Raw genomic sequence first — 16,720 nt, 5'->3', positions numbered from 1 at the left:
TCGACGCCAATCCATCCGTCGATGTCTCCGCTTTGCAAACCGCGATGCAACCCTTGACCCAGTCCGAGAACACACAACTCAGCCACTACGCGGCGCAGGTCGCCGAGCGACTGGCCGATCGCCAGCGCGCCCAGCCGTAGCCGGGTCGCGCCAAAAAAAAGCGATCGACTGTTGGGGGCGGCGTATACCCACACGAATCGCAACACAATCACTAATCAAAACCAGGAGGTTGACATGGCTGCTTCCAATAAAGAAGTGATCGAGATGCTCACCACGGCCTACAACATGGAGCTCGAGACCGTCACCAACTATCTGGCGGCCAGCATCAATCTCGACGGCGTCCGCGCCGAGGAGATCAAAAAGTCGCTCGCGGCCGACGTGACCGGCGAACTGAGCCACGCTCAGCAACTCGGTAACCGCATCAAGCAAATCGGCGGCGCCGCCCCCGGTTCGCAAAAGCTCAAGTTCACCCAAACCTCGCTGCAGCCCAGCAGCAATAGCACCGACGTCGTCTCGGTCATCAAGGCGGTGATCGAAGCCGAGGAAGCCGCGATCGCCCACTACAAAAAGATCATCAAGGCGACCGACGGAGAAGATTACGTGACGCAAGACATGGCCATCAAGCTCTTGAGCGACGAGGAGGCCCATGCCGTGCTATTCCGCGGCTTCCTCAAGGAATACACGCAGAGCTGATCGCCGTCCTTGTCGGCATCCTTGATCCGCATAGACTCTCTGCGGCCCTGCGAAATGCGCTGCCGCACGATCGACCTGCGCGATGCGAACGCCGCAACGCGCAGGTCGGTCGGCTTCTCTTTGAGTGCCCCGCGCGGGATGTGCCAACCAGTGGCATGCTGCGGCGAACTCACGCGGCCCCGTCACGCCTGACCGGCCACCAAGCGGCTACTGTAATCGTCCCAGCATATGGCGAACCGTTGCCAGGGCCGCTAGATTGACGCCCGTCAATTATGACTTGGTTTACTCTGTTGGAACGCAATTCGGCAGACTATCGCAGACGTCGCCACCGGAACGAATCGATGAGCACAACTACAACTTCGCTGATGGTGTTCGTGTGCGCTTTTGGCGCTGCGCTGTGCGGAATGCTGTTGCGCCGCGCCTTGCCAGAACATCATCTCAGCTCGGACACCAAAGAGACCGTGAAGTTGGCGATGGGGTTCGTGGCAACCATGGCCGCGCTGATCCTCGGCTTGCTTGTCGCGTCGGCAAAGGAATCGTACGACAAAGAATCGGACGGTGTGATTCAAATGGCCGCCAAAGTCATTTATCTCGATCGCGTGCTGGCGAATTTTGGTCCCGAGACCCATGCGGTGCGCGTCCTGTATCGCCACGCCGTCGAGCAGGTGACAAAGCGCATGTGGCCCGATTGGCAAACCAGCGAATCACAACTGGATCCTAGCGCTTTGCACACGGAAGATCTGCTGGCTGCGACCCAATCGTTGGCGCCAAACAATGAGTTGCAATCGACGCTCAAAGACCACGCTGTCGCGCTATGCTTGGAGCTTGGCCAAATGCGCTGGCTGGAGTACGAACAAGCCCAAACGACAGCGTCAGGCCCCATGCTGTACATGTTGGCATTCTGGTTCGCCGTGTTGTTTGCGAGTTTCGGCACATTCGCGCCCAGCAATGGCACGGTGGTCGCGGCATTGCTGCTGGCAGCGCTTTCGGTGGCCGGGGCGATCTTTCTGATCCTGGAACTGCAGAGCCCATTTGCAGGGCTTGTGCAAATCCCAAACACGCCGTTCCTGGATGCGATCGCCCACCTTGGGAAATGACCAGGTTTGAACAACCAACCTTTCAAGTTCTGCGTCAAGAATGCGTGCATTCGCGCGGCTGGCGCCTAAAGTCGCGCTTCGCCGGCGTCGCTGCGCATGTTCAGAATCTGCCGCCGGGGACTTCGGCGACGGCGCCGCCGCTCCAATTGCGCCTCGCCGATCACGACAACTTTTCACTCCTTCCCGACGCGTGAATGGCTGCGCCACAATCGATAACCTTTACCGACTGCGCAATATGTAACGATTGCGCGCCGCTTGTAAATTTTCCAATTTCCCACGGGCCAGTTTCTCCCTGGCCGTGGCCAGCGCCCCCGCGCACGCCGCGCATGCGGTCTGTTCGCCACAGACCGATCGCGCCGCGTGGTTTTTAATCAACAGGCCCAGTCAGCGCCGCTCCATGCAATGCGTAACCACTTGAATCCACGCGGCTTACAAGCCTACTGCTAGCGCAAGAAATTGTTGCCGGTTTGCCACATAGCCACCTCCCGCCAGCCAGACGGCAAAATTCTCCGCCATCGCAAACTCTCTTGGCGTCTGCGCTTCGGCGCGAAGCGCAATACGGTGTTAAACTTTTCTGTTTGCAGATTGGCGATTGGTCCGCCAGACTTACGAATTGAATTTCTTAAAGTTTCTTGCGTTCGGAATGTGAACTGCAACGCCCATGGGGGCCGTTGATTTTTATTCGCCAGAGTCGGTCGGGGGGAGATTCTTCGATGCGTCGCTTCTTGTTGTCGAGCGCCTGCGTGTTGGGCGCCGCCCTATCATCCGCCGCCAGCTTTGCCCAATTCGATGCCTGCGGTTCCTGCCAGGGCCCAGTCCGCGCCTATCGGCCGGTCTACGAAACCTGGTATGAAGAACGGCAGGCCACCTACTACCGCGTCGACACCGAAACCATCGTCGAAGAGCGCCCCGTGACGGTCTACCGACCCGTGTGGGAAACCGAAATGCGCGAGCGCCGCTACACTGTCGCCCGCCCCGTCTGGGAAACCGCCGAACGCGAGGAGCGTTACCGCGTGCAAAAGCCGGTGTGGGAAACGCAGATGCGCGACACCAGCTTCGATCGCGTCCAAAACGTGGTTGAGACTCAAATGCGCGAAGAGCGCTTCGTGGTCAATCGCCCGGTTTACGAAACCTCGGAGCGTGAAGAGCGCTTCGTCGTTCGCCGCCAGGTGCTGGAGACCGCCGAGCGCGAAGAGCAATACACTGTCAACGAACCGGTCACCACGTACCGCACCCAGATGGTCGATGCCGGCGGCTTCGTCGACCAGTGCGTGCGGCAACCGGGCCGTATCTGCAACAAACTCGCCTGGCAACCCTCTGGCTGCGCTGTCGACCCCGCGACCGGCCAGTCGTTTTATCGCCGCGGCGGCTTGGCCTGGACTCCGGTCCAGCAGCCAGACACCTACACCACGCAGCGCGTCTGGCAGTCGAACGTCGTGGCCCAGCAAATTCCGCAAACCACCTTCGTGCAACGCGTGATGACGCGCAAAGTGCCCGTGCAGACCGTCCGCTTTGTCGACGAAGAAATGGTCCGCAAGGTCCCGGTGCAAACTTGCCGCATCGTCCAGGAAGAGCAGGTTCGCCAAACCCCGGTGCAGGTCTGCCGCCAGGTCGTCGAGCGCGTGCAGCAGCAAACGCCGGTGCAAGTTTGCCGCTTTGTCGAAGAAGAGATCGTCCGCAAAGTGCCGGTGCAAACCTGCCGCATGATCTACGAAGAGCGCGTCGAGCAGACGCCGGTTCGCGTCTGTCGTCAGGTGGCGACGCAAGAAGTCATTCGCACCCCGCGCTGCGTCGAACGCCGCACGCCGGTCACCTACACCTACCGCATTCCGCACACCACGCTCCGCTGGGCGCCGGTGGCCCCGGTGTACGTCGAACCGACCTGTGCCAGCGCGACGCCCGCCGCCACCTTGGTTCCGGCGCCCATCGTTTCCGAGCCGCAGCCTACCCCCGCCCCGCCGCAACATTCCGCCCCGGCGACCACGCAAAAAAAGCCGATCGAGCAACCGCAGTCAGCCAAACAGCCCGCCGCGGAGGCCCCAACCGAGCAGCCCAAGCTCGATCCCAACAAGCCGCTGCCCGAACCGGTTGACGAAGAACAGGCCGAGCCCTCGCCGAGCGATGCCCCGGTCCAATCGGGCGACAAGGCCACCTAGTGCGGCCTGGCCCGCCCAATCCAATCGACGCCCGGCGGCGTGCTGCAAAGCCCGCCGCCGTTCTTTTTGGCGCCAACGACGCTCGCCGCAAAGCGAAAGAAGACCGCAGCAGATTTTCCTCCATGAAATCGACAGGGTTCAAATTTCGCGCGGGCCGTCTTAAGATCGGTGCAAAGGATGGCACGTCATGCATGACAGCAGTTCCACGTTGACCGCGCTCGTCGGTCGCACGATCGCCCTAGTTGGCAAGCTGGAGGCGATGAATCGCCGCGCCGCCGCCGATCTCTTACGGCAGCACGGCGCCACCGTGGCCGATCGCGTCGACGCCTCCATCGACACCCTCGTGGTCGGCGGAGACGCCAGCTTGTCCGACGCCGCCGCCACCGAACTGTTGGACGACGAACTGGCCGCCGCCGCCCATACCGGCCGCCTCGAAATTTGGAGCGAAACGCGGCTCTGGGAACGCCTCGGCCTGGTCGAACCGCGCGATCAGGTGCAACAACTCTATACGCCTGCTCTGCTGGCCGACCTGCTCAAGCTCCCCGTGGCTATTGTGCGCCGCTGGCAGCGCCGCGGGCTCATACAGCCCGTGCGGCAGGTCCATCGACTCGCCTATTTCGACTATCGCGAAGTGGCCACCGCGCGCCGTCTGGCCGATCTGTTGGCTGCCGGCGTCTCTCCCCAAGCCATCGAACGCAAGCTCGCCCGCTGGCGCGACTATTTGCCGCAAGTTGACCGCCCCCTCTCGCAGTTGTCGATCATTGTCGAAGGTCAAGATCTGCTGCTCCGCGCCGGCGAAGGACTCATCGAAGCCGGCGGTCAGCGGCGCTTCGACTTTCAAGCCGCCGATGCCGTCACCCAACCGCACACCGCCGCGCTCGCCACTCCGGCGGCGGAACTGGCCCGGCGCCTTCCCTTCGGCGCCACGCCCGCCGAACTCATCGCCGCCTCGGAAGAGTGCGAAGACTCCGGCGCGCTTGTTCCGGCGATCGAATTATGTCGCGCAGCGCTGGCGGCCAAGGGGCCCGATGCCGAGCTTTGCTTTCGACTTGCCGAGTTGCTCTACCGCGTGGGTGATCGCGCCGCCGCCCGCGAGCGCTACTACATGGCGCTGGAAATCGACGAAGATCTCGTCGAGGCGCGTGCCAATCTCGGCTGCGTGCTGATGGAAGAGGGCCAGCCCGAACTGGCTGTCGCCGCCTTTCAAGGCGCGCTCGATTTTCACCCTGACTACGCCGACGCGCATTATCAACTCGCCCGCGCGCTTGACGACCTGGGGCGCCGCGACGAGGCGACGGTTCATTGGCAGGCCTTTGTCGGCCTCGCTCCAGAAAGCCCCTGGGCAGAACTGGCCGCCGCGCGACTGGCGCGCCCTTGAGCGGTTGGGCTTATGGGCCAGAGGTTTCGTTGGCGGGGGGCTTGTGAGCGTGTTTCTTCTTGGCCTTGCGCTCAATACGCGCTTCCAGCCGTTCCACGATCGACAGCGTGAACCAGGCCAGAATCACCCCCAAGGTCGGCAAGTACAGCCGTCCCACGCCAACGGCCGTGCCAATGGCCGCCGTCAGCCAGATGTTCGCCGCCGTGGTCAGTCCGCGCACGCGATTCTCTTCGCCCACCTTCAAAATCGCGCCGGCGCCGACAAACCCAATGCCGGTCGCCGTCCCTTGTATCACGCGTGTCACGGCGTCGGCCGACGCCCCTGACTCAACCGCTGCCATGACGAACAGCGCCGACCCCAGCGACACCAGCATATGCGTGCGCATGCCAGCTTGCTTGCCGGTCAGGCTGCGTTCAAACCCCAGCACTGCCCCCAGCAAGGTGGCCAAACACAGGCGGATGGTCACGCTCATCACATCGGGATAGTCAAGCGATCCGTTGATGAGTTGTTCGAACACTTCGCTCATGGATGTCTGATCCTGAAAGCTGTTGCCGCTGCCCCACCACTATGCGCGCCACGGCCCGACGAGGGAACACTCGGCCGACGTTGGGCGCCCTTGTTACCAGACAGTTACCCAATCACCGCGCGCTCGCTTCTAGAATCCAGTGGCGGAATCAACCGCGGAAATCCACGCCATACCGAAGGATGATGTGATGCGAACTGTCACGATCGTTTGCCTGCTTCTCTGTGTTCAGCTCATGCTCACTAGCGCGGCGACGGCGGCGGAAGTGCGGTCGCAAAAGCAAGTTCACCTGAACAAGACTGAGGCGTCTTTGTTGCCGCTGGATCGAATGCGAACTTGCAAGACGCGGTCCCCAACGCCGATAGTCATTCGTTTCGCGAGCTGCGCGAAACCAATGTGAGAGATTGACGACCGCAACGCGGGGGCCGACCGTAGCGGGTACTGTCGGGCTTAATTCTACGCTGCGGGGCGAGATCGGCTTGTCCGCGGCATTCGACGATTGCTGCTACTCGCCGCGGCGCAAGCCTGCTTCTTTTCCTGCCCGCTCACGTCACCGGCACGCGGAATAGCTGGGTAGTCCCTGGGCCTGGCCCGGTCGCGTGGGCTTTGCACACCCGGTCGAATCTGGCCGAAGCGGGACGCGGCCTATGGCCTCGGCTACTTGCGCCGCCGTCCCCACCACAGCATCAACGCACAACCAATCATCCCGAGCACTGCCGTACCTGGCTCAGGGACGGTTGCCACGCGGAACCCGACATTGACGTCCTCGAGCGCCGGGGGGGAACTGTCCCGGGCCGAGGACTGCAAGTTGACCGCGTAGCCACCCCACGAATCACCGCGCAAACCTCGAAACGGCGAGCTGATGAGCGTTTCGTTCCATTCCCAGACATTGCCGCCTTGGTCCGCTGTGCCATAAAAGCTGTCGCTCAAGGGGCCGGCGCTACCGACTGTCGTCACGTTGCCGTACAGGCCGTTCCAGATGGCGCCGTTATAGTAATTTGCCACGTTCGCGCCCGGGTTACTAATGTTGCCGGCGATGTCGGCAGTGGCCACGGTGGGCGCCGTGTTGCTGGCCGTGGGGTAAAGCCAGTAGTTGTCACCGTCGCCCCCTTGCGCCGCCGGCTGATGGTAGGCTGACTTGTACCACTCGTCTTCGCTCGGTAGTAACCACTTCGCCCCCGCGTTGCGCGTGATGCTCAGGCCATTGCTGGGCGTGGCCGTGCCGCCCAACAGTGTGTAGGCGCCGGTTTCGGTGTCGCCGGCGCCTTGGCCGTTATTGAGCCAGTTGGCAAAACGGATCGAATCGTACCAACTCACGTAATTCACCGGCTTGTCGGCCATGTTGGGCTTGCTGGAATACGTGTAGGCGCCGCTGACGCCGCTACGCGTGATCCCGGCGCGGGGATCGCTCCCCATGTTCGTGTTGTAGAGGGCCAACGGATCGCTGGCCGCTTTGAAGTTCAAAAATTCGGCATACTGCGCATTGGTCACTTCGGTCGTGCCGATACGATAATTGTAGCCCACGCTACCGTAGAGATTGCCGGTTAACGGATCGGCTGCGTTCCCCGCGTTGCCAATCGGCACGGTGGGGATGGTCACGGCCGAGGCGGGCTGGATGAGTAGCGAAGCGAGCGCTAGACCAGCGCTCAGTAAAAAGAAGCGCCGAAGTATTGTTCTGCGCATTAGCGTTTCCTTTTTTTAGTCCGGGTCTGGCCAGCAAACGGTCGCGTGAGGCGCCACACTGATAACGATGAGGGAAAATCCGCGAGTGAGAGGGTAATGTCGCGCCCCCCCCCATTGTCAAGCAACTGCGTTAATTCTTTCAGACAATTCTGTTGAGCGAGAAAAAAGCCAAACCGAACGCCGCCGCGATCACGGCACTGGTCCTTGGCGTAATCCGCCTGAGCGAACGTAGCGCCGCATTTGCATCGGCAGTGACTCACGAATTGCGCATCGCGCCGATCGGCGCTCCGTCATTTTCAGACTCCACGAACATGGTCCCGGAGTTGCCGCAAGCGAGCGTCGACGACTGTTTCAACCGTTTCAAAAATCGGCCCGCGAGGCCGCCGAATCACGGCCGGGCGTAGGGTTGGGACTGGCGCTGAGTCGACAGTTGGCGCAACGGATGGGGGGCGATCTCCAGTACGATCCCCATGAAATAGGGGGCGCCAGCTTTTTACTAACGCTGCCGCGCTTTGTCGAAAACCCCGCAACTCCCTGTTTGTGAACGCAAATTCATGGCCAATCGTCGTCGCTTCGACAGAAACCATCTCCATAACCGCCGGTTCTGATTCGCTTTACGGTCAACATTCAAAGTCGCGCAACAAAAGTGTTACAGCCGCCATATTTTGCTTGAATTGTTGGCAGGTCAGGATAAATTACCGGAAGTCGTCCGAGTTCTATTTGTCTGGAGTTGGCTACTGGAGTCGCTAGTGAGAAAGAAGACCTAGTCGGGCACCCCCTCTACGGTTTCTTCCAATTTCTTTCTCGCAGGTGGCTCTAATGAACCGGATTTCAATTCGGCTGCGCGCGTCTTGGACGTGCAATTTGCTGGCGCGCGGCCTAGTCATCGCCCATCTTGTCCTTGTCGTCTTCGCGCCCGCCTCTTCGGCCGCGCTCATCGTGATTGGCGCTCCTCCCTCTGTGCAGTCGAACGCCCTCACTAGCAATCCAGACATGTTCTTGTTCTTCGAGTCGCAGCAGACACTGGCCAACCCCTTGCCGGTCGACATCATCAACCCCGGCCTCTATGGCAAGGCGAATCCCAACGCTTTGGGTCTCATCCCCCAAGGCACGGTGGTGCAAAGCTATCTCCTGCACCGCGAAACCGATCGCAACACCTTTAGCAGCATCCTCGGTGGCTGGACGGCGCCCAACAACATTCTGGGCATCATCGTCTCCGACAGCCTGCTCGACGCCACCGATGCATCGCTCGGCAACCCCGGCACGCTATATCCCACCGGACTCGCCTATCGCGGCGCTGAGTTCGCGTTTCCCATCACGCCGGACACCTTGTTTTGGAACGCGAACCTGTTGAACATCTTGTTCAACTCTAGTGCCGCAGCGGTGATGGATCAGGTCCGCATCATTGTGGCCGTGCCCGAACCCAGCATGTTCGTGCTCGGCATGACCGGCGCGCTTGGCTTCGTGCTCTGCGTTCATAACCGCCGGCGACGGTAGTGACAAAAAGAGAATCGGGGCGTTGTTTGGCCGGAGGTTCATCGCGCAGGGTCGCGCGAGCCCCGTCCGGGTGGCGAAATCATTAGCGCGCGGCTTGGCCAAATGCCACTGGCCAGTCTCACTTGTCGCTCGGCGCCCGCTGGGCCAATAGGTAGGCCAATAGATCGAAAAACTCTCCCTCTGGAATGTCTCGCGCCAGATTCTCCGGCATCAACGACAATGCCGACGGCTCCGCCTCGTCAATCAATTCGCGGGCAAACGCGATCTCCTTCCCCTCCGCATTGGCGATGATCTGCAGATCACCCTCCTCGCGCCGCGGTAGGCCCGTCAACACGCGGCCATCGCTGAGCGCGAAGGTCTTGGTACGAAACGCCTGATCGATGTTGCGATTCGGATCGAGCAGGTCTTCGAGCAGCCGATCGAGCCCGCGTCCGCCAATGCCGTCTAATTGCGGACCGATCACCGCCCCTTCGCCCTTGATTTGATGACACGAGGCGCAGCGCTTGCGAAACACTTCGTGCCCGCGCGATTGGTTCCTACTAGCGGCGGCGAACGCCCCTTTGCGTTCGAGCATCGATTGCTCCACCGCCTCGCTGCGGCTCGGCAGCGTGGCAACGAGACGGCCGATCCGCTCCACCGCGTCGCGCCCAATCGCCACCCCCAATCGCTGCGCCAGCGTGGCGTTTTGCAAGAGATAGGCCGATGCCTCTCCGCGCTCGATCATTTGCAACAGCATCTCGCTCCCCACGCGGCTGTCGGCCAGCGCCGAGGCTAGCGCGTCCTGCGCGCGTACCGGCGCCGATTTCATCTGTTCGGTCACCAAACGTTCCTGTTCGGCCGCTTCTCCTCGTACCGCCGACTGCAATAGCGCTACTCGCGCCGCAGGCTCAATCGCATCATTCGCTGCCGCGCTCGCCAGCGCGGCGCCTAGCTCGCTATCGTGCAGTCGCGCCACCGCGCGGGCAGCGGCCGATCGCAGCGCGGGGGGCACGCTGCGGTTCTGCGCCAGCCTGCCGAGTGGTTCGGCCAATTCCGTCAATCGCATTTGCTCTGCCAACTCGGCCGCGGCCGTATTTCGACGAGCCAGCGTATCGAGCCCCACGGTCGGCGTGCTGACGACGGGCGGCTCGAATCGCCCCACCCCAATCCAGGCATAGCCCGGCGTATCGAGTCCATCGACGACTTCGATGTAGCCCAACTGGCCCGCATACTGTTCCAACTTCCACACGACGCGCTGCGCCACATCATTGCGCGGCGCGAGCGCTGCGGCGATCGTCTGACCGCTATCCGCCAGACAAAGCCGCGTAAGATTGTCATTCCGCGCCTCACGGTTGGGCGGTCCCAAATGTCCGCAAACAAAGAACTCGAGCGCCGTGGGAATGACAAACTCGGCCGAACGCAACGTTCCTTTCCATCCCTCACCGCGCGTCAGGCTGCTCAAGTACGGCCCTTGTTGGCCATCCGCCGCGCTGCGCGTTTCCACGCTCCAAGGCTCAGTCTGCTGGCCATCGGGCGTGATCGCCTGCCAGCCGATGCCGGTCGAGTCGGCGTCGTGCAATAACCGCTGCCCCAGTCGCACCGCCCACTCGCGCACGCGCTCGCTGGGCTCGGCGCCGCGCTGCGCCAGTCCGCTGCGCACCGCTGTTAACAAATCGAGTTGCAGATCAACATCGTCGGCCGCTCGCTCTTGCGCCAACTCGGCCACGCGTTCCAGTCCATCCGCCGGCAGGTGCTTGGCCACATGGGTCAAATACAACTTTGCGTCGGCTTTGTCGCCAGTGTCGCTCTGCAAGTAGTCCAACAGGTATTTGGCGGCCTCCTTTGTCGGCAGTCCCAGGCACACCTCGGCCAATAATGTTCGCTCGCCGGCAGTGACTCTGTCGCGATCCAGCGCCGCAAACGCCCCGGCGCCCGCCAGCGTGTTGCGCAGCGCGATCTTCAGATTGTGTCGCAGATGCACATCCGCGGCCGGCGTCGCGCTCCACAAATCGAGCAGCGGTCGCAGGTGGCCCGGCGCCGGGTGAATGCTCATTGCGTCCACAGCCGCGCGGCGCACAAAGGCGTCGCTGTCCGTCAATCCCGCCAGCGCGAGCGAGTCGAGTTCCCTCGGCCAACTCGCCGTTTCGGCCAGCACTCGCAACGCATGACCGCGCAGCGCCGTGTCGTCGCTGTTGGCGGCCCGCGCGATGTCGTCCTGCTCCAAGGCGCCCAGCCGATACAAGCCCCAAAGCGCCTGGATCTTCACCACCGCCGACGAAGCCTCAAGCGCCTGCCTCAGCGGTCCAACCGCCGCCGCGCCAATCCGGTCGGTCAACTCGTCGGTGGCGCGCATCCGCACCGGCAGCACTGGGTGCCCCAATGCCGCGATCAGCCCAGCGACGTCCGCCGCCGCCAGGTTCGGCGCCGGCGTCGCTTCCTTCGCGCTCGGACCGACATACGTCAATCGCCAAATGCGCCCGCGCTCGCGATCGCGCCCCGGATGCGTCAGCGGCACCTCATAATGGCCAATGATCCGGTTGTAAAAATCGGCGATGTAAAGCGCCCCGTCTGGCCCCACCTGCATGTCGACCGGCCGGAACCACGGATCGTCGGTCGCGACAAAATCAGCTTCCTCTTTGGCGGCCAGCGAAGACCCCGTGATCTTTAGCGAATCTCGATTCACCCGACTCGTCATCACGTTGCCCACGAACAAGTTGCCGCGATACTCGGGCGGAAACAAATCTCCCGTGTAATACGCCGCCCCGGCGATGGCGGTCGAGCCGTGATCGTGCTGCATCACCAGCGGCACATAACCCAGCCCATCGTGCGGACGGCCAAACGAGTCGTAATACCCCCCGCGCATCAGCAGCATGATCGGCTTGGTGTGGCAGTCGGAGGTGAAGATGTCGCCCCACGGCGTGAACGCCATGCCAAACGGGTTCACCTGTCCGCGCATGAACAGTTCGATGTGCGATCCATCGGCGCGAAAGCGGTAGACATTGCCACTGACCATGTGAACCTGGCTGCCGTCGGGCGCGGTCACCTTCGATTCGTTGTTGAAACCGTGGCAGGCGTACACCCAACCGTCGTAGCCGCGCCGAAAGGCGTTGTTCAGCCCATGCACGTCCCGATCAAATCCAAACGGCCCATAGAGCAACGTGCGCTGGTCCGCGCGACCGTCGCCATCAGTGTCAGCCAGATAGTAGATGTTCGGAATGCTGAACACGATCGCGCCGTCGCGATACGGATACACCCCCATCGGGATATTAAGCCCATCGGCGAACACCGTGATCCGATCGGCGCGGCCATCGCCATCGGTGTCTTCCAAGATGCGCACGCTGTCGCGCGCGGCCCGATCGGCAGGCGCGGCGTATGGGTACTCCACCGTGCTGGTCACCCACAAGCGGCCACGCGCGTCAAAAGCCATGTTGAGCGGCTTGTTGATCTGCGGCTCGGCGGCGAATAGCTCCATCCGAAAGCCCGGCGGCACGCGAAACGCCTTCAGTTCTTCCTCCGGGGTCAAGGCTTCGGTCGGACGCACCCCAGCGGCAAACGGGTCTTCGGCAACGGCCGCCCCGGCGACCAAGACGCCATAAACGGCAAGGCAACCTGCCAACCGGCGAAACCAATTCATAGGCGACTTTCTGGGCAAAACTTCGGCCCGCGACGCTCGACGCCGCGCAACCAACAGAATCGCCTCCCCACCGCCCGCGATCAACGCCCGTAGCAGAAGAAACTGAGCGGATTTCACGTCGCTCTGAAATTGCCGAACGCTAAGCAGCGCTTCGTAGCGTCCTACCAAACCAGCATGAAGCCCGCGTGCGGGCCGTGATACACCACGCGGCCGTTGGCTTCGATCGTCGCGGGGCCAAACCGCAAGATGTCGGCGCTGGCCGGAATGTTGTCGGAAGCGAGGGCCAGCCCGTCCATCCAGGTGGCTTGATAGCCCACGCGACAGGTGAGCCACTCGCAGCAGCGATAGTTGAAGGTCAACTGCACGTCCCCGACCCAGGTGCTGGCGTTCTTCCGCGCGCCGCCGGCAAAGCTGTCGGCCACGCCGCCGACATTGGTGGCGTACACCGTGTCCTGATTGGCGATGTTCTGGCAGATGGCGCCTTTGGTGGTCAGGCCGAGCCAAAAATCGTCGTCCAACGGCGCGTTGAGCGTGGCCCCGATCTGCAAGCCAAACAGGTCGTTCGTCGTGCGCGTGTTCACCGAGTTAGTCGCGCCCAGCGCCAATGGCAACGCCGAGCTGGTGAAGTACTCCATCCGCTCGCGCACGCTGATGTAGCGCGCCCCGCCAAACACCGACATCTCCATCGACGAGATCGTGTCGAGCCGGCGCCGCAGGTTCAACTCCACGTTGTCCAGCGCGCTGGAATAGTTGATCGATGCCAGATCGTTGAAGTCGAGTCCCACGGTCGGCGGATTGCCAAAGTTCGACAGCCGCGAGAACAGATCGCCCGGCTCGCCAAACGCGTTGATCGAGTTGTCGCGCACCGCGACCAGCTCGTTCCAGTTCGCCAGCCCAAAGTAAGTTCCTTCCACGCGGAACCACGGCGACAACGTACGTCCGGCGGTGAACTGCGCACCGTAGCGAAACGGAAAATCGCGCTGCCGCGTCTCCAGCGCCACATTGCCGTCATCGTCCCAGGTGGCGAACGCCACGTTGTTCGCTTGATCGCGCTTGAGCGCCAGCGCGTCGACCGTAAAGTACCAACCGCCGCCGCCAATCCACTCGCACGCCGGCGGCGCGCACCCCTCGCCGCACATCCCCGGCAAAAACTCCATCGCGTCAGGGCAACTATAGTGGACGCGATCGTCCTTGGGGCTAGCCGGACACATGCCATCGCACGCTTGGCCGACAACCGTCTCGCCCGGCGCCAGCGCGACCATCTCTGTCGGCGCGAAGGTCTGACTCATGGTAGGCGCCGGGTAACTCGTCCCTGGCGTCACGATCACCTGCGGCTGATTGGCCCCGGCCACGCGCACCATGCTAGCGGCGCCGGCGGTGGGGATTGGGGTGGCAACCGGCGCCATTTGCGCCCAGGCCGTCGAGCCGGCCAGGCAGGCCACCGCCAGCAGCAGCATTTGCCGCGCGGAGCAACTCCGAACGTGCTGGCGATCGTTTTGCGTTTGGATCGGCGCCATTGCGTCGGTGCTGTCTCTTGGCCGCGCGTCATGCGCGCATGTTAAGCGGCGGTAAACCGCAATAATCAATTCGACCGGCAGCCCTTCCGCCGGTAGAGAAATGTGAACAATCGCCAAGGTTCCGCCAAAGCCCCCAGCTTTGCTCGCCGCCGCCGACTCTCAGGCAAAGTTTTCGGGCCATGACGATCGTGCCGGTTGTAGCGGCGCGGCCGCGTTCGCGTTGTGCCGGTCGGGCAAGCTTTGCCACTGAATCACGTTGTAGTTGAAATGCGGATTGTCGCGCGGACGAAAGAACGGACGGCAGACAACTCGCAGACCGGGCGCTGACCCGCGCTCGCTTTGCGGCTGCCCATTCACAACTCACAGTGCTTCCATCTCGCGGCCGATCGCCTCCCGCAAATGGGCGACCGGTCGGTCTCTGGAGACCCGTTGTATGCTGCGCACACTGTTCGCGCTGGCGCTGGCCACGGCGGCCATCGACCCTTCGCTCTTGGCGAATGAAAAGGCCCAGCCCCCTGCGCAACCCGCCTCCGCCGACACGCCTAACGCGGCCGACAACTCGCGCGGCCGCCGATCCGCGACCACCGGCAAACAGCCAGTGGCCGACCAGCAAACGCCGATCGCTCAAAATACCGTCGCCAAGAAGAAGCGGGCGGCGCAAGAGCCAGTCGACACCACCGAACTGCTCGACGATCTCGAAGACTACGGCGCGGGCGGCAACACCTGCGGCGATACGTGTGGAGGCGCCTGCGGCGACACTTGTGGTCAAAGTGGCGGTGGCTGTGGCCTGTTCGGCGGCTGTGGTCCCTGGCGCTGCCGTTGCCAGCCGAGTTGGTCGCCCAGCGATTGGCTCACCACCCCCGCCGGTTCGACGCGCTTTTACGGCTGGCTCAACGCCGGCGGAATTATCAACACCGGCGATCCGAGCAGCGGCTTCAACGGGCCGTACAACCAAATCGACAACAATGGCGGCATGTTCAATCAAGGCTACTTCGTGGCCGAACGCGCCCTCAAATCGGACGACGGCATCTCGCTCGGCGGACGCTTCGACGTCCTCTTCGGCAACGACTTCTTCTTGGCTCGATCCTCGGGGCTGGAAGCCGGTCGCGACTTCTCGCTCGACTGGAACAACCAATACTACGGCCTCGCCTTGCCGCAGATGTACGGCCAGATCGGCAACCGCGATTTCTCGGTGAAGGTGGGACACTTCTACACCGTGGTCGGCTACGAAGGAGTGCCGGCGCCCGTCAACTTCTTCTACTCCAAGGCGTACAGCTACATGTTCGCCGGGCCGTTCACCCATTGGGGCGCCTTGGCCTCGTGGAACCTCTCGGATCGCTTCACGGTCGATGGCGGCGTGGTCAACGGCTGGAACGCCCTCGATCGCACCGTCAACCAGGCCGCCTTCATGGGTCGCGCTCGCCTGACCGGCGAAGACCCTCGCGATTGGTCGGCGTTCTCCGTCATCTCCGGCAACGAAGACACCCGCATCCCGCAGTTCGGCGCCAAGAACCGGACCCGCTATAGCGCGCTGTGGAATATGCAACTGACCGACCGCTTTCAGTATCTGTTCCATCACTGGCTCGGCTTTCAGGGAGACGCGCTTGCCAACGGCAAGAACGCTCTCTGGTACGGGCTCGATCAATACGTCTTCTATCCGCTGAACGACTGCTGGAAGCTGGGCTTCCGCTTCGAGTGGTTCCGCGACGAGCAAGGCGTGCGCGTCGGTCTCAATCGCCCCTCCAACCCCAACAAGCCGCCGTTCCAAGGCAGCTTTTACTCCGCCTCGTTCGGGCTGAACTACTCGCGGACGCCCAATTTCATCATCCGTCCCGAATTGCGGTTCGACTTCTACGAAGGCAAGAACAAACCGTTCGACGATGGGATCGCGGTCAACCAGTTGATGCTTGGCGGCGACATGATCTGGATGTTCTAGAACCGGTCGCTTGTTCATGCGTGTCAGATCAGGTGAGCAGTGGAATAGGAGAGAAGGCCCCCCTCATCCGGCCTGTCGGCCACCTTCTCCCCCTGCTGCGCTTCGCTGCGCGGGGGCGAGGGGCGAGATGGACTCGCACGTTGATCGACATGCCCACGGCTGCGCCGTGGAGCATGGCACGCGGCGTTTTTTTCTGCTTTGCTGATCCCTGACCGCTGATCGCTGATCGCTGATCCCTGACCGCTAGTCGCTGCGTTCAAATCTGATTCGGACGTTCGTCGACGAAGGTGGGTTTTTTATCCTGCTCGCGCTGGCGAGCGATTTCGGGATCGTGGCCGTAGAGTTCTTGGTCGTCGCGCGGGGTGTTGCGCGGCGCATCGCCGCGCCGTGAATCGCTGCGCAGTGAATCGTCATACGGCGATTCAAATTCATCTTCGTCGTCGTCAGCAGGGGGCGACTTGCCGCGGGTGCAGGGATCGTACGGCTCCGACAAGATCGACGCGCGACGGCGCTCGTGGATGTCGGAGTCGATGTCGTCTCCCCACAGGTCGGGGCCAAAGCGGTAGCGAGTTGGGCCGGCGCGGCCTTCCGCCTTGAGCTTTTGATGGGCGGCGTACTCCGCCTCGC

General features: G+C 62.4%; 12 protein-coding genes. 7 read left to right on the top strand and 5 right to left on the bottom strand.

Annotation, left to right across the window (positions count from 1 at the left end):
• Window positions 1-234: 234 nt before the first annotated feature.
• From K1X71_19500 to K1X71_19485, 4 genes are all read left to right on the top strand, one after another.
• Window positions 235-693, top strand: a complete 459-nt coding sequence (locus K1X71_19500) for a hypothetical protein (GenBank protein MBX7075333.1) — start codon at window positions 235-237, stop codon at window positions 691-693.
• 341 nt (window positions 694-1,034) lie between these two features.
• The gene (locus K1X71_19495; GenBank protein MBX7075332.1) at window positions 1,035-1,790 is read left to right on the top strand and encodes a DUF4239 domain-containing protein; all 756 of its coding nucleotides are present in this window, start codon (window positions 1,035-1,037) and stop codon (window positions 1,788-1,790) included.
• Between the two features lie 713 nt (window positions 1,791-2,503).
• Window positions 2,504-3,946 carry a hypothetical protein gene (locus tag K1X71_19490; protein MBX7075331.1) on the top strand — a complete coding sequence of 481 codons (1,443 nt, stop codon included), beginning with the start codon at window positions 2,504-2,506 and terminating at the stop codon, window positions 3,944-3,946.
• Between the two features lie 187 nt (window positions 3,947-4,133).
• Entirely contained in the window at window positions 4,134-5,324 is a 1,191-nt protein-coding gene (locus K1X71_19485) for a tetratricopeptide repeat protein (protein MBX7075330.1), read from the top strand.
• A gap of 10 nt (window positions 5,325-5,334) precedes the next feature.
• Here K1X71_19485 and K1X71_19480 read toward each other — a convergent pair whose 3' ends face one another.
• The gene (locus tag K1X71_19480; GenBank protein MBX7075329.1) at window positions 5,335-5,850 is read right to left on the bottom strand and encodes an MgtC/SapB family protein; all 516 of its coding nucleotides are present in this window, start codon (window positions 5,848-5,850) and stop codon (window positions 5,335-5,337) included.
• A gap of 654 nt (window positions 5,851-6,504) precedes the next feature.
• Window positions 6,505-7,530 (bottom strand): formylglycine-generating enzyme family protein, encoded by a 1,026-nt coding sequence (locus K1X71_19475; protein ID MBX7075328.1) that lies wholly within the window; start codon window positions 7,528-7,530, stop codon window positions 6,505-6,507.
• Window positions 7,531-7,768: 238 nt separating this feature from the next.
• On the opposite strand from K1X71_19475, the gene K1X71_19470 reads away from it, so the two are divergent.
• Together K1X71_19470 and K1X71_19465 are read left to right on the top strand one after the other, a co-directional pair.
• The gene (locus K1X71_19470) at window positions 7,769-8,074 is read left to right on the top strand and encodes a hypothetical protein (GenBank protein MBX7075327.1); all 306 of its coding nucleotides are present in this window, start codon (window positions 7,769-7,771) and stop codon (window positions 8,072-8,074) included.
• A gap of 275 nt (window positions 8,075-8,349) precedes the next feature.
• Window positions 8,350-9,027: a hypothetical protein gene (locus tag K1X71_19465; GenBank protein MBX7075326.1), complete on the top strand. Its 678-nt coding sequence runs from the start codon at window positions 8,350-8,352 to the stop codon at window positions 9,025-9,027.
• Window positions 9,028-9,145: 118 nt separating this feature from the next.
• Here K1X71_19465 and K1X71_19460 read toward each other — a convergent pair whose 3' ends face one another.
• Entirely contained in the window at window positions 9,146-12,640 is a 3,495-nt protein-coding gene (locus K1X71_19460) for a c-type cytochrome (protein MBX7075325.1), read from the bottom strand.
• Window positions 12,641-12,801: 161 nt separating this feature from the next.
• Window positions 12,802-14,157: a BBP7 family outer membrane beta-barrel protein gene (locus K1X71_19455; GenBank protein ID MBX7075324.1), complete on the bottom strand. Its 1,356-nt coding sequence runs from the start codon at window positions 14,155-14,157 to the stop codon at window positions 12,802-12,804.
• A gap of 433 nt (window positions 14,158-14,590) precedes the next feature.
• Here K1X71_19455 and K1X71_19450 point away from each other — a divergent pair, with 433 nt between their 5' ends.
• Window positions 14,591-16,093: a porin gene (locus K1X71_19450; GenBank protein MBX7075323.1), complete on the top strand. Its 1,503-nt coding sequence runs from the start codon at window positions 14,591-14,593 to the stop codon at window positions 16,091-16,093.
• A 256-nt stretch (window positions 16,094-16,349) separates the two neighbouring features.
• Here the strand turns inward: K1X71_19450 and K1X71_19445 are convergent.
• Window positions 16,350-16,720: hypothetical protein (locus K1X71_19445; protein MBX7075322.1), on the bottom strand; the 371-nt coding region annotated here is incomplete at its 5' end.

Source organism: Pirellulales bacterium, assembly GCA_019694455.1.
In the GTDB taxonomy this organism is placed as follows: Bacteria; Planctomycetota; Planctomycetia; order Pirellulales; family JAEUIK01; genus JAIBBY01.
Note: the sequence above shows the minus strand (reverse complement) of the source record. Positions and strands in the feature narration are given on the sequence as shown.